Below are 12,264 nucleotides of genomic sequence, written 5' to 3'. Positions count from 1 at the left end.
CTACAATCTGCGCTAGAATGAACAAAAAAGGCACGAGGCACATGAGCAGAATTCTAGTTGTACTCCTTGGGGTGCTGCTTTTGGCATCCTGTGGGGGCGGTTCCAAGCAACCGCCCAGCAGATTGAATGACGCGTGCAGTATTGCGCGCGAAAGGCCGGACTATATCAAGGCGTTCAAATCCACCGAACGGAAATGGGGGGTGCCCATTCACGTTCAGATGGCGACAATCTATCAGGAAAGCCGCTATCGCCACGATGCACGGACCCCGCACAAATACGCACTGGGAGTGATCCCGCTAGGCCGTCAGAGCAGCGCCTACGGCTTCAGCCAGGCCCTTGATGGCACGTGGGAGCAATATCAGCGCGAAACCGGAAAACGGCGCGCCAAGCGGGATCGCATTCGCGACGCGTCGGACTTCATCGGCTGGTACATGAACAAAAGCTACGAACGCAACGGCATCCACCCCAGCGACACCCGCAACCAGTACCTGGCCTATCACGAAGGTCACGCCGGCTTTGCGCGTGGCACCTACAACGGTAAATCCTGGTTGCTGAACGTGGCGGATGATGTCGATGCGCGTGCGCGTCTTTATCAGGCCCAGCTGGCGTCCTGCCGAGTCTGACACCATTGCGCAGGCCGGCAGTTACCCGGCCTGTCCTAATTCGGGCGTGAGAACAGGCTCTGGTTCAAGCGTCCGTCTGTTTCCAATGCGCCCAGCAGGACCGTGGTCTGCCCCCCGGCATTGTCGTGAATCACCCATTTTCGCAGCTCAATGGGATCGCCTGTAAACATCAGCTCAATCCGGCCTGCGTCGGGGTTTTTGGGGTCTTGCGCGGTAACGATCGTGGCAGTCCCGTCAAACTCGTGCCCCACCACCATATTCGCCTCACCCAGATTTACATTTCGCTTCAGCACCAGTGACAACGGCGTCCGGTTCAGCGGGTATTGCTCGGGCGGCTGGTTTGATTTCGGATCAAAGATCATCACCGATCCGGACCGCGCCAGAACGACGGCATCATTAGGAGGGTCATATTCGAACCGCATCTTGCCGGGGCGTTGGATCCAAAGCTTTCCGGTACTTAGCGATCCGTCATCGTTGACCTGAGTGAACGACGTCTGAACGGTTTTCATATCGTTCAGGTATTTTGAAATCTGCGACAATGGCAGTTTGTCTGCCGCCCAGGCCGCAGGCGCGGCCAGTGTCAAAGCAAGGGCAAAGGCTATCTGTTTCATGAGACACCAGATAAGCGCTTTGCCCTTGTTATTAAATATCCTACTGCTCGGGGACGAGGATTTCGCGTTTGCCGACGTGATTTGCTGACGAAACAACGCCTTCGTCTTCCATCTGCTCAACAAGCCGCGCGGCCTTGTTGTAGCCAATGGCAAGTTTCCGCTGAATGTACGAGGTCGAGCATTTGCGATCCTTGATTACAATCCCGACTGCCTGGTCGTACAGGGCATCCTCACCGTTGGTGTTTCCACCGGTATTCAGGCCCAGAACAGCATCGATATTGTCAGCGGTTTCCTCGGCCGGGCCATCGACTACCCCACTCATGTAGTCCGGTGGGCCGAACTGTTTCAGGTGGTTGACTATTTCCTCGACCTCTTCGTCCGAAACGAACGGACCGTGGCAGCGGGTAATCTTGGCCCCACCAGCCATGTAGAGCATGTCGCCCTGCCCCAACAGTTGCTCAGCCCCCATTTCACCAAGGATGGTACGGCTGTCGACTTTCGAGGTCACCTGGAACGAAATCCGCGTCGGGAAGTTTGCCTTGATCGTACCGGTGATCACGTCGACCGACGGGCGCTGCGTTGCCATGATCAGGTGAATACCCGAAGCCCGCGCCATCTGTGCCAGACGCTGAATGCAGGCTTCGATTTCCTTGCCCGCGACCATCATCAGGTCGGCCATCTCGTCGACGATGACGACGATGTAGGGCATCGCTTCGGGTGCGAATTCTTCGGTCTCGAATGTGGGTTCGCCGGTGTCATCATCAAACCCGGTCTGGACCGTACGGCTGAACAGTTCGCCCTTGGCCAGCGCATCCTTCACGCGGCCGTTGTAGCCCGCGATATTGCGCACGCCCATTTTGGACATCTTGCGATAGCGGTCCTCCATCTCGCCCACGACCCATTTCAGAGCCACAACCGCCTTTTTCGGGTCGGTCACAACGGGTGACAGCAGATGCGGGATGCCGTCATAAACGGACAGCTCCAGCATCTTTGGGTCGATCATGATAAGGCGGCATTCATCCGGCGTCAGCTTATACAGCAGTGACAGGATCATGGTGTTGATCGCCACCGACTTACCGGAACCGGTCGTACCCGCGATCAGCAGGTGAGGCATCTTGGCCAGGTTTGCGACAACGGATTCCCCGCCGATATCCTTGCCCAGTGCCAAAGGCAGCGCGTGGTTGCCATCGCCAAAGTCCCGGCTGGCGAGGATTTCGCGCAGCACCACCATCTCGCGATTTTCGTTGGGCAGTTCGATACCGATCACGGAACGCCCCGGCAATGTCGAAACCCGCGCCGACAAGGCGGACATGGACCGCGCGATATCGTCCGCCAGACCGATCACACGGCTGGCTTTCAGGCCCGGAGCCGGTTCAAGTTCATACATGGTCACAACAGGACCGGGGCGGACGCTGACGATCTCACCCTTGACGCCATAATCGTCCAGAACGTTTTCCAACATCCGCGCGTTTTCCTCCAGCGCCTCATCGCTCAGATGATGGCGCTGAATGCTCGCCGGATTGGACAGCAGGCCCAGCGGCGGCAGCTCGAAATCGGAATGCCGTTCCTCGAACGACAAGGTCGGCTGCGCTTCGGCCTGGGCACGGCGCGACGGTGGCGGGCTGCGGCGAACAGGCTGTGCCACGACCGGTTTGCGCGGTTCGGCCACCGGGATTTTCATTGCAGGGCGCGGCTCTGGCGCGGGTTCGGGTGCGTCCTCGAACACGTCGTCGTCGTCAAAATCGGGTTCCGGCTGAAAGCCCTGTATGTGATCGGGTTCAGGCAGGTACGCGTTCGGATCAGGTGCCTGCCATTCCGGCGCCGCCCCTGAAGTCAACGGCGGTTCGGGTGGCAACCCGGCCGCAGTAATGGGTGGCTCGGGCGGCAATTCTCCGGGCCGCGCTGTGTTCAGGATCAGTGGGTCGGGCCCTCTGCCGCGGCCCTTGGTCAGCGGAAGGTTCGGATCGGGTTCGGGCGTCATCTCACCAGTGGCGACCCGGCGGCTGCGGACGGCTGCCGAAATTTTTGAACGGATACGATCCTCACCCGGCATTTCGTCGAAACCTGCAACCGGTTCAGGGTCGACAAGCTCGGGTTCCGGCATCGGTTCCGGTCGCCGGATCAACGCGGGCATTCGGGCCAGCAGGCCGGTTTTCTGCGGCCCGGGCCGGAATTCAGGCTCTTCGAATACAGGATCGGCAAAATCCATATCGTCCTGGAACACGAGGTCATCAGCCTCGATCCGGGCGGCCTTGCGATCTTCCCACCGCGCGCGGCGGTCACGCGCGGCCTGCGCCGTGGCAGATGCGCTGCGGCCAAGACCCTTCATCAGCATGTCGTAGGACAGAACAAGACCAAGCAGGAAAGCCCGGAACCCACGCCGGACGTCGTCTTTGGTAAACCCAAGCACAAAAACGCCCAGCGCCAGCATCCCCACCGCCATCGCCAGCGACATCAGCTTGACCATGAAATGCGAGGAAATCGGCAACAATGTCAGCAACGCACCCATCACGGTATCGCCAAACAAACCGCCCAGACCATAGCTGTGGGTGGCGCGCCATGCGTCGCCCGGCACCAAAGTCGCTGCATAAACCGATACAACCGCGATCCAGATCGGCGCAAAGATCAGGCGCGCAACGGCGCGATCTTCGCCGAAGTGACCGGCAAAGCGGATGCCCCAGCCAATCAACACCAAAGCGATGCTCCAGCTTCCCCAGCCCACGATCATGAACAGAGGCGCAGCGATCGAGGCCCCAATACGGCCCATCCAGTTCTGCACCGGCGCGTCGGTCGATACCATCCAGTTCGGATCATCCGGCGTGTAGGACCAGATCATTGCCGCTGCCGCAAAACCAAGCAGGATCAGGGCGATCCCGATCAATTCCTTGCTGCGCCGCTCAATCGCGGCCTGCGTTGTGCTGTCCAGTAAAGGATCGCGGTTGCGCGCGTTCAATGATGCCATTTTGCCCTCGTACCTCACGAATAGATGCAGTCGCGAAGCGTGATCAGCCCGCGCTGCAACTCTGTTTTTGGGGCCACCATGGCGACCCGGATAAATTGCTCGCCCGGGTTCTGTCCCGGATCGCCTTGAGAAAGATATGCGCCTGGCAGGACACGCACCCCTGTCTCCTGCCACAGCTTCAACGCTGTTTCCTCGCCGTTTTCGACCGGTAGCCACAGGAAGAACCCGGCCTCAGGCGGCATATAGCCCTGCACGCCAGCGAAAACCTCATCCGCAATGGCGTATTTATCCTGATAAAGCGCGCGGTTTTCCCTTACATGCGCCTCATCCGCCCAGACCTTGGCGGCAGCGGCCTGCAAAGGCGCTGGCAGAGGCGCGCCGGAATAGGCCCGCAGCTGTTTGACCCTTTTGATCGTCTCGGGTCCACCAGCAATCAAACCCGAACGCAGCCCGGCCAGATTGGATCGTTTGGACAGCGAATTGAACAGAACGATCCGCTCAGGGTCCGCTCCCAGTTCCTGCGCCACGGTCAGAATACCTGTCGGAGCTTCGTCGCGGTAAATCTCGGAATAGCATTCATCGGCGAAGATGCGGAAATCGTATCTCTCGGCCAGACGGATCAGTTCAGCCCAATAGTCCCGCGACGCAACCGCGCCCTGCGGGTTGGCGGGCGAGCAGATATAGGCCACCGCAGTTCGGTTCAGCACGTCCTCGGGCAGACCGGCATAGTCCGGCAAGTGACCAGTGGCGGCCGTGGCCGGAACAAAAACCGGCTGCGCCCCGACCGAGATCGAGGCGACCATGTAGACCTGATAAAACGGGTTCGGGCACAGCACGATCGGCTGCTGGCCGTTCTTCTGCTCCGGGCACAGCGCCATAGCTGCGTTATACAGACCTTCGCGCGTGCCATTCAGGGCCATCACGTTGGTATCGGGATCAAGCGAAACACCATAACGACGTTCGATCCAATCGGTGATCGCGCCCCGCAGCGCGGGCGAACCTTCGTTCGGCGGATATCCCTGAAAATCAGCAGCGTTTTCGGCGATGATATCCGTCACCCACGCCGGGAAATCATGCATTGGCGTGCCGATAGTCATATGAATGACCTCACCGCCCGGCTGATGGTGATCCAACAGGGCGCGCAGACGCGGGAATGCATATGCCGGTAGGTCCGAAAACCGCTCGGGGAAATTCATAACAACTGCCTCAATGCCGGGATCGTTTTTGTCCCGATTTTCTGGCAGATTACAGGTCGCACCCCGCCTCGTCCAGACAAAGAGGTGCCGAATCAGGGGATTGTGGCATTCAGGCCAACGCGGATTCGGTCGCAGATCCCAACCGTAACAGCGCTTCTTCCGAACCGGGATAGCCTAGCATCATCAATCCGCAACCGGGTGTTCCGGTGGGCAAAGTCAGAGAAGCCAAACCCATCAGATTGCCGATGCGCGTGTTGCGCAGGGCCAGCAGATTTTCGGTGACGTAGTAGTCATGGTCGGTCATCAGACGGTCCAGATTCGGCGGCAGAATGGGTGCCGTCGGGGCCAGAACCGCGTCAAACCCGGCGGTTGCGGCGTCCCATGCGCTGCGGCAGGCCTTGAGCCTGGACCAGGCCGCTACGTAGTCCGGGCCGGAATGCGCCTTGCCGATGCGGAATCGTTCCAGAATTTCCGGATACATGGCATCGGGGTTCGCTTCGATCACGTCACGCCACAGCCCATACGCTTCTGTCGTATAGACTACACTGGTCAGACCCATGGCGTCGTTCAGTTCAGGAACATCCAGCGGTACGATTTGCGCGCCGGCCTCCCGCAGTCGGTTCAGGGCTTCCTCATGCGCCTTGCGCGGGCCGTCCCGCAAATCATCCCTGGCAACATTCTGCAGATCGGCAAACCGCCGCCCTTTCAGGCTGGCCCCCCGCAAGTCGGCGGGAGTGCCACCTTCCAACAACGCCAGCACGTGCGCAGCATCCTCGACCGAACGGGCCAGCGACCCAACCGTGTCAAACCGCAGGCACAATGGCACAGTGCCCTCAAGACTGACGCGTCCGGCTGTTGTTTTCAGGCCCACCAGATTGTTCCAGGCCGACGGGATGCGTACCGACCCCCCGGTATCCGATCCGATCCCGCAAGCCGCCAGGCCCCACGCTACCGAAGCCGCCGCGCCCGAGGATGAGCCGCCGGGCACCGCCTCTTCATCGTCAATACAGGGCGGCGTACCGGTGATGGGATTCAGTCCTAGGCCGGAAAAGGCCAGCTCGCTCATATGTGTCTTGCCCAGACACACCGTTCCCATGGCGGTGGCGTTGCGCACGACCACGGCATCGGCATCCGGAACGCGACCTTTCAGCAGGGCCGTGCCTGCCTCGGTTGCGATGCCTGCCGTGTCAAACAGGTCTTTCCAGCTGATTGGCACACCGTCCAGCAAGGATCGGCGCAGCCCCAAGCCGGCTCGTTCCTTTGCGGCCTTGGCTTCGGCCCGGGCGCGGTCATGGGTAACGCGGGCATAAATACGATCACGATGCGGATGCGCGTCGATGGCCGCCAGATAGGTTTCGGTCAGATCCACAGGGTCGATCTGCCCCATTCCGATGCCGCGCCCCAGATCGCACGCGGTCATGGTCAGCCACTCCTGCATCCCTCACCTCCATTTATCTACGATGAGGGGACGGTAGCGACACGACCGCACATGGACAATCCCGAAAGGGCGCGCATATTGCGGGGCATGACTAAGGTTTCGGATATCCTGATCGTTGGCGGCGGCCTGAACGGCCCCGCACTGGCACTGGCACTGGCGCAGACCGGGCATTCTGTAACGGTAATCGACGCGCTGGCCGAGACCGTGCGCAAGGACGCCGCATTTGACGGCCGGGCCTACGCACTTGCGCTTGCTTCGCAAAGATTGCTGGCGGCGACCGGCGTCTGGAGCAGGGTTGCCGGGCATGCGCAACCGATGCTCGAGATCAAGGTCACCGACGGGCATGCAGGGGCCGGCCCGTCGCCCTTCTTGATGCATTTCGACCATGCCGAGATCGAAGAAGGCCCGATGGGCTACATGGTCGAAGACCGCCATCTGCGTCGCGCCTTTCTTGAGGCGATGGCCGAGGAAAAGGGCATAACGCAACTAAGCGGGAAAACAGTCGTGGCGCAGGAATGCGATACAACGGGCGTGTCTCTGACGCTTGACGACGGCTCTGTTCTGACCGGCGGCCTGCTTGTCGGATGCGACGGGCGCCGAAGCGGCACTGCCGCGCGGGCAGGCATCAGGCGCACCGGCTGGGACTATGGGCAGACGGCGCTGGTCTGCGCCATCGAACATGACCTGCCCCATCACGGCATTGCCCACCAGTTCTTCATGCCGCCAGGTCCACTGGCTATTCTGCCGCTGACCGGCAATCGCAGCTCCATTGTCTGGAGTGAACGGACCGACACGGCCCGGCGCATCAACGCCCTGTCAGAAGCCGACTATCTGCAGGTCCTGCGCCCCCGGTTCGGGGATTTCCTGGGCGACATCCGTTTGCAGGGCGACCGGTTCACCTACCCGCTGAACCTGACCATCGCCAATTCCTTCATCGGCGAGCGGTTGGCGCTCGTTGGGGATGCCGCGCACGGCATGCACCCGATCGCGGGGCAAGGATTAAACGCCGGATTGCGTGATGTCGGCGCGCTGGCCGAGGTGCTGACGCTGGCCGGACGGCGGGGCGAGGATTTCAGCTCGGCTCTGGTGCTGGAACGCTATCAGGAGTGGCGGCGGTTCGATACAGCCGCATTGGCCATGGCGACGGATGTGTTCAATAAGCTGTTTTCCAACGACAACCCGCTGCTGCGGATCGGTCGCGACATCGGCATGGGCATCGTCGGCTCTATGCCCGGGTTGCGCCGGGGCTTTGTGCGCGAGGCCGCCGGGCTGACCGGAGACCTGCCAAAACTGCTGCAGGGGCGCGCGATCTAAAACGCCGCCGGGCACCCTGAGACGATCAGTCGAGTTCTCGTGCTTCATCCACGAGCATCACCGGGATGCCGTTGCGGATCGGAAAGGCGAGATTCGCGGCTTTCGACACAAGCTCCTGCTTTTCGGCATCATAATGCAGCGTCGTATGGGTTTGCGGGCAGATCAGCGCCTCGAGCATGCGGCGATCAAAAGTGGTGTCGGGTTCGCTCATTGCAGTTTTTCCTCGTTAGAGCCGCCGCGCAGGGCGAATTCGATCAGCGTCACAAGCGTTTCACGCCGGGTGCGCAGACAGGGCGCCTCGAGCAGAGCCTGTTTGTCCTCGGGGTCGAAATCCAGCAGCATCGACAGAGAGTTGACCAGCAACTCATCATCTGCGTCCTTCAAAGTGTCCCAATCCGTCGACAGATGGCGTGAGGAAAAAAATCGCTCCAGCAGGCTCAGAAACCTTGTGCGATTGAACCCGTCATCCTGTTCCGCCTTGCCCAGATCGCGGTCAAACCCATCCCACGAGACCGAGCACCGTCGATAGGGCGTAAATGCATCCAGTTCGGATTTAACCCGAAACCGCGAAATCCCGGTCAGTGTGATCAGATATCGGCCATCTTCCGTTTCGGAAAACTGTGTCACCCGCCCGGCACATCCGATCTGGTGCAGCTTGCTTTCATCGCTTTGGCACGGATTCGGCTGAACCATGGCTATCAGCCGTTCCTGAGTCTTGAGCGCGTCGTCCAGCATCTGAAGATAACGCGGCTCAAAAATGTGCAGCGGCAGGCGTGAACGGGGCAACAGCAGCGCCCCGGGCAATGGAAAAACGGATACCGTTTCCGGAAGATCGGCGGGATGCATCATGTATCCGAGTGTAGCCCTGATCCGGAATTAGGCAAATATCATCGAGCTGAGCTTGCGCCGCCCGTTCAGAACCACAGGGTCGTTTGGCTTGAGCGCGTCGAAAATCGTGAACAGCTGGGTTTTGGCGGCTCCGTCGTTCCATTCGCGGTCCCGGCGGAACAGTTCCAGCAATTGCGCCACCGCGTCCTCGACATCACCATTGGCATGCAGCGCCTGCGCCAGATCGAACCGGGCCTGATGGTTGCCGGGTTCGGCTTCGACGGCGGCGCTCAGCTCGGCCACCGGGCCTGCATCGGCTGCCTGTTTGGCCAGTTCCAGCTGGGCATGCGCGGCCTCAAGCTCGGCTGTGCCGGAGATTTCGACCGGTGCCCCGTTCAGGATGGCTTCGGCCTGTTCCAGATCGCCAGACGCGATATGCGCACGCACCAAACCACCATAGGCGCCGGCATGGTTCGGATCTTCGCCCAGAATGGCGGCAAAGGTCTGCGCCGCATCGACGGCGGCCCCTTCAGCCAGCATTTCTTCGGCGGCCTGAACGGCATCATCCAACTGTCCGCCCGGGCTTTGGCCGCCGGCCGCTTCGATCACGCGGTCCACAAACGCCTTTACCTCGGAACCCGGCACCGCGCCTTGAAACCCGTCAACGGGCTGGCCCTGGAAAAACGCATAGACGGTCGGGATCGACTGAACGCGCATCTGCGAGGCGATCATCTGGGCCTCGTCCACATTGATCTTGACCATCTTCACCGCGCCCTTGGCGGCGGTCACGGCCTCTTCCAACTGGGGTCCAAGCGTCTTGCACGGCCCGCACCACGGCGCCCAGAAATCGACGATGACCGGAGTTTCCTGCGACGCTTCAACAACATCGGCCATGAACGTGGCCTCGGTTCCGTCCTTGATCAGATCGGTGACATCAGCGCCGGCTGCGGCGTTCAGAAGTTCCATGGCTTACACTCTCTCGTTCGAACTTGGCCTCTATATGCAACCACAAAGGGCAGAAACCAATAGTAGAGTTTCGGGTTCAAAGGTCGAAAGTCGCAAAGACAGGCGCATGGTCGCTGGGTTTCTCCCAACCGCGCGCTTCGCGCAGAACGCGGCTGGAATGGCCCGCGTTCGAAATATCGGGCGTCGCCCAGACATGATCCAGCCGCCGTCCCTTGTCCGCGGCATCCCAATCCCGCGCCCGATAGGACCACCAACTGAAAAGCTGGCCTTCGGGGATGTCCTTGCGTGTGACATCGACCCAACCGCCCGAATCCTGCGTTTCGGCCAGTTGCTCGACCTCGATGGGTGTGTGCGACACCACCTTGAGCAGTTGTTTGTGCGACCAGACATCATCTTCGCGCGGGGCGATGTTCAGATCACCGACCAGGATGGATTTTTCGGGTTTCTCCGAATGGAACCAGTCCCGCATATCCGTCAGGTAATCCAGTTTCTGTCCGAATTTCTCGTTCACCTCACGGTCCGGCACATCGCCGCCTGCCGGGACATAGAAGTTATGAATCACCACGCCGTTTTCCAGCCGCCCGGCGATATGGCGGGCATGACCCAGCCCGGCGAAATCCTTGTCGCCCACCTCCTCCAGCGGAAGACGCGACAGGATGGCTACGCCGTTATACCCTTTCTGACCCCGCGCGATCAGATGGGTATAGCCCAACTCGGCAAACCCTTCGGTGGGGATTTTTTCGACCGGTGACTTGCACTCTTGCAGACACAGAACGTCGGGGGCCTCTTCCCGCAGCAATTTCAACACGATAGGTTCGCGCAGCCGGACCGAGTTGATGTTCCATGTGGCAATTGTGAAGGGCATGTGGAAGGTCTCCTGTATCGCGGTTGGTGCAACCTAACGCCCCGGTGGTCAGGGTGCCATGAGAAAAAGAACCCGCATGTAATTTGATGTGAGGCGCTCGTTTTCTTCATCGCTTTATCGAGTTTGCCAATTCCTTGTGACTTCCTGCCAACAGGCTTGCCCGCTGTATGTCGCGGTCACAGGTGTGCATCGGATGAATGAGGCCACACCATGATTGAACACGAACCGCAGCCTGCAGCGTACTACGATCAGAACGGCATCTGGACGCTGGACCCCACGATCGCGGACCACCAGGTGTGCGACACTTTTGCCGAAGGTGTGAGCGATCTAGTGCAGTTGCTGGACAACAACAAACCGATGTTGTCACGGGACGTTTACGCCCGGCTTTTCGCGTCACTGCTGGCGATGTCCAGATTGCTCGGAGAGTATGAAGACCGCTGGAATGGCAACTGACTTAACATAATGCCAGCGCGCAACCACACGGCCGGAGCGCCGAAATTCACACGTAAACCTTCGGTTGCAATAAAAAAAGCCGGGCCCGGAGGCCCGGCAGTCCAACAGGGAGGTACATGTCATGACCCGGACATGCGCGGGATACGATCACCTTAAATATGTTTACAGAGTATCACTTTGATCCACCTCAATCCACACCCAGTTACGAAACGAGTCTATAGCCACCCGATTCTGTGACCAAAAGGCGTGCATTGGACGGGTCGGGCTCGATCTTCTGGCGCAGGCGATAGATATGAGTTTCCAGCGTGTGGGTTGTGACACCTGCATTGTAGCCCCAGACCTCGTGCAGCAGGACATCGCGGGCAACAACGCCGTCGGTGGACCGGTACAGGAACTTAAGAATATTGGTTTCTTTCTCGGTCAGGCGAATTTTGCGATCCTCTTCGGTGATCAGCATCTTCATCGCCGGTTTGAAAGTGTAGGGGCCCAGGACGAACACCGCATCTTCAGATTGCTCATGCTGGCGCAGCTGGGCACGGATGCGAGCCAAAAGAACCGGGAATTTGAACGGTTTCGAGACGTAATCATTTGCGCCGGCGTCCAGACCCAGGATGGTGTCGGCGTCGCTGTCATGGCCAGTCAGCATCAGAATCGGGCTTTTGACACCTTGTTTACGCATCAGGCGGCATAGTTCGCGCCCGTCGGTGTCAGGAAGGCCAACATCAAGAATCACCAGATCGTAGATCGCCTCGCGGGCGCGCTCCATGGCTGACGACCCGTCGGATGCTTCGAAGACATCAAAATCCTCGGTCATCACAAGCTGCTCACTCAGAGCTTCGCGCAGATCCTCGTCATCATCCACAAGCAGAATTTTCTTGAGCTGAGCCATGTTCCCGTCCTCCTATGCCTTTTGCATCACTTGCGTGTGGAATATGCAATCAACAAGATTTGCTGCAACTGTCTCACGACCTCGTGTCTGACGTATAGGAAATGTTTCACATTTTCCGC

12 protein-coding genes are annotated in these 12,264 nt (G+C 59.7%); 3 read left to right on the top strand and 9 right to left on the bottom strand.

Translation table 11 applies throughout. The features are described from left to right. The first annotated feature begins 41 nt into the window (after positions 1 to 41). Positions 42 to 623, top strand: a complete 582-nt coding sequence (locus ACR1XU_RS13705) for a transglycosylase SLT domain-containing protein (RefSeq protein ID WP_170614255.1) — start codon at positions 42 to 44, stop codon at positions 621 to 623. A gap of 35 nt (positions 624 to 658) precedes the next feature. Here ACR1XU_RS13705 and ACR1XU_RS13700 read toward each other — a convergent pair whose 3' ends face one another. The 4 genes from ACR1XU_RS13700 to ACR1XU_RS13685 form a co-directional block, all read right to left on the bottom strand. Beyond that, positions 659 to 1,234 carry a LolA family protein gene (locus tag ACR1XU_RS13700; protein WP_170614254.1) on the bottom strand — a complete coding sequence of 192 codons (576 nt, stop codon included), beginning with the start codon at positions 1,232 to 1,234 and terminating at the stop codon, positions 659 to 661. Between the two features lie 40 nt (positions 1,235 to 1,274). Beyond that, the gene (locus ACR1XU_RS13695; protein WP_170807312.1) at positions 1,275 to 4,196 is read right to left on the bottom strand and encodes a DNA translocase FtsK; all 2,922 of its coding nucleotides are present in this window, start codon (positions 4,194 to 4,196) and stop codon (positions 1,275 to 1,277) included. 14 nt (positions 4,197 to 4,210) lie between these two features. Further along, on the bottom strand, positions 4,211 to 5,392 hold the full coding sequence (locus ACR1XU_RS13690) for an aminotransferase class I/II-fold pyridoxal phosphate-dependent enzyme (RefSeq protein WP_480904459.1): 1,182 nt from the start codon (positions 5,390 to 5,392) through the stop codon (positions 4,211 to 4,213). 109 nt (positions 5,393 to 5,501) lie between these two features. Next, positions 5,502 to 6,830, bottom strand: coding sequence for an amidase (locus tag ACR1XU_RS13685; RefSeq protein WP_480904456.1), 1,329 nt, complete (start codon positions 6,828 to 6,830; stop codon positions 5,502 to 5,504). A 51-nt stretch (positions 6,831 to 6,881) separates the two neighbouring features. Here ACR1XU_RS13685 and ACR1XU_RS13680 point away from each other — a divergent pair, with 51 nt between their 5' ends. Further along, positions 6,882 to 8,144: an FAD-dependent monooxygenase gene (locus tag ACR1XU_RS13680; protein ID WP_480904453.1), complete on the top strand. Its 1,263-nt coding sequence runs from the start codon at positions 6,882 to 6,884 to the stop codon at positions 8,142 to 8,144. Positions 8,145 to 8,169: 25 nt separating this feature from the next. Here the strand turns inward: ACR1XU_RS13680 and ACR1XU_RS13675 are convergent, their stop codons facing one another. The 4 genes from ACR1XU_RS13675 to ACR1XU_RS13660 all read right to left on the bottom strand — a co-directional run bounded on the left by ACR1XU_RS13675 (position 8,170) and on the right by ACR1XU_RS13660 (position 10,803). Next, positions 8,170 to 8,355, bottom strand: a complete 186-nt coding sequence (locus ACR1XU_RS13675; RefSeq protein ID WP_170679437.1) for a Trm112 family protein — start codon at positions 8,353 to 8,355, stop codon at positions 8,170 to 8,172. Beyond that, positions 8,352 to 8,993, bottom strand: coding sequence for an LON peptidase substrate-binding domain-containing protein (locus ACR1XU_RS13670; protein WP_480904449.1), 642 nt, complete (start codon positions 8,991 to 8,993; stop codon positions 8,352 to 8,354). Before ACR1XU_RS13670 ends, ACR1XU_RS13675 begins: the two co-directional genes overlap by 4 nt. A 27-nt stretch (positions 8,994 to 9,020) precedes the next feature. Further along, positions 9,021 to 9,938: a thioredoxin gene (gene trxA, locus ACR1XU_RS13665; RefSeq protein WP_170614248.1), complete on the bottom strand. Its 918-nt coding sequence runs from the start codon at positions 9,936 to 9,938 to the stop codon at positions 9,021 to 9,023. A gap of 76 nt (positions 9,939 to 10,014) precedes the next feature. Further along, on the bottom strand, positions 10,015 to 10,803 hold the full coding sequence (locus ACR1XU_RS13660) for an exodeoxyribonuclease III (RefSeq protein ID WP_480904446.1): 789 nt from the start codon (positions 10,801 to 10,803) through the stop codon (positions 10,015 to 10,017). Positions 10,804 to 11,013: 210 nt separating this feature from the next. Here ACR1XU_RS13660 and ACR1XU_RS13655 point away from each other — a divergent pair, with 210 nt between their 5' ends. Continuing rightward, the gene (locus tag ACR1XU_RS13655) at positions 11,014 to 11,256 is read left to right on the top strand and encodes a hypothetical protein (RefSeq protein WP_480904443.1); all 243 of its coding nucleotides are present in this window, start codon (positions 11,014 to 11,016) and stop codon (positions 11,254 to 11,256) included. A gap of 202 nt (positions 11,257 to 11,458) precedes the next feature. On the opposite strand, the gene ACR1XU_RS13650 is transcribed toward ACR1XU_RS13655, so the two are convergent. Beyond that, entirely contained in the window at positions 11,459 to 12,145 is a 687-nt protein-coding gene (locus ACR1XU_RS13650; RefSeq protein ID WP_050605036.1) for a response regulator transcription factor, read from the bottom strand. Positions 12,146 to 12,264: the final 119 nt, after the last annotated feature.

The sequence above is a fragment of the Ruegeria sp. D1(2025) genome (assembly GCF_056536425.1).
This window is presented reverse-complemented; position numbering and strand designations above follow the sequence as displayed.

Coding starts and splice junctions, on each gene's coding strand:
- ACR1XU_RS13705 (WP_170614255.1), top strand. CDS start 42: ATGAGCAGAATTCTAGTTGTACTCCTTGGGGTGCTGCTTTTGGCATCC.
- ACR1XU_RS13655 (WP_480904443.1), top strand. CDS start 11,014: ATGATTGAACACGAACCGCAGCCTGCAGCGTACTACGATCAGAACGGC.
- ACR1XU_RS13680 (WP_480904453.1), top strand. CDS start 6,882: ATGGACAATCCCGAAAGGGCGCGCATATTGCGGGGCATGACTAAGGTT.
- ACR1XU_RS13690 (WP_480904459.1), bottom strand. CDS start 5,392: ATGAATTTCCCCGAGCGGTTTTCGGACCTACCGGCATATGCATTCCCG.
- trxA (WP_170614248.1), bottom strand. CDS start 9,938: ATGGAACTTCTGAACGCCGCAGCCGGCGCTGATGTCACCGATCTGATC.
- ACR1XU_RS13685 (WP_480904456.1), bottom strand. CDS start 6,830: ATGCAGGAGTGGCTGACCATGACCGCGTGCGATCTGGGGCGCGGCATC.
- ACR1XU_RS13670 (WP_480904449.1), bottom strand. CDS start 8,993: ATGATGCATCCCGCCGATCTTCCGGAAACGGTATCCGTTTTTCCATTG.
- ACR1XU_RS13660 (WP_480904446.1), bottom strand. CDS start 10,803: ATGCCCTTCACAATTGCCACATGGAACATCAACTCGGTCCGGCTGCGC.
- ACR1XU_RS13700 (WP_170614254.1), bottom strand. CDS start 1,234: ATGAAACAGATAGCCTTTGCCCTTGCTTTGACACTGGCCGCGCCTGCG.
- ACR1XU_RS13675 (WP_170679437.1), bottom strand. CDS start 8,355: ATGAGCGAACCCGACACCACTTTTGATCGCCGCATGCTCGAGGCGCTG.
- ACR1XU_RS13650 (WP_050605036.1), bottom strand. CDS start 12,145: ATGGCTCAGCTCAAGAAAATTCTGCTTGTGGATGATGACGAGGATCTG.
- ACR1XU_RS13695 (WP_170807312.1), bottom strand. CDS start 4,196: ATGGCATCATTGAACGCGCGCAACCGCGATCCTTTACTGGACAGCACA.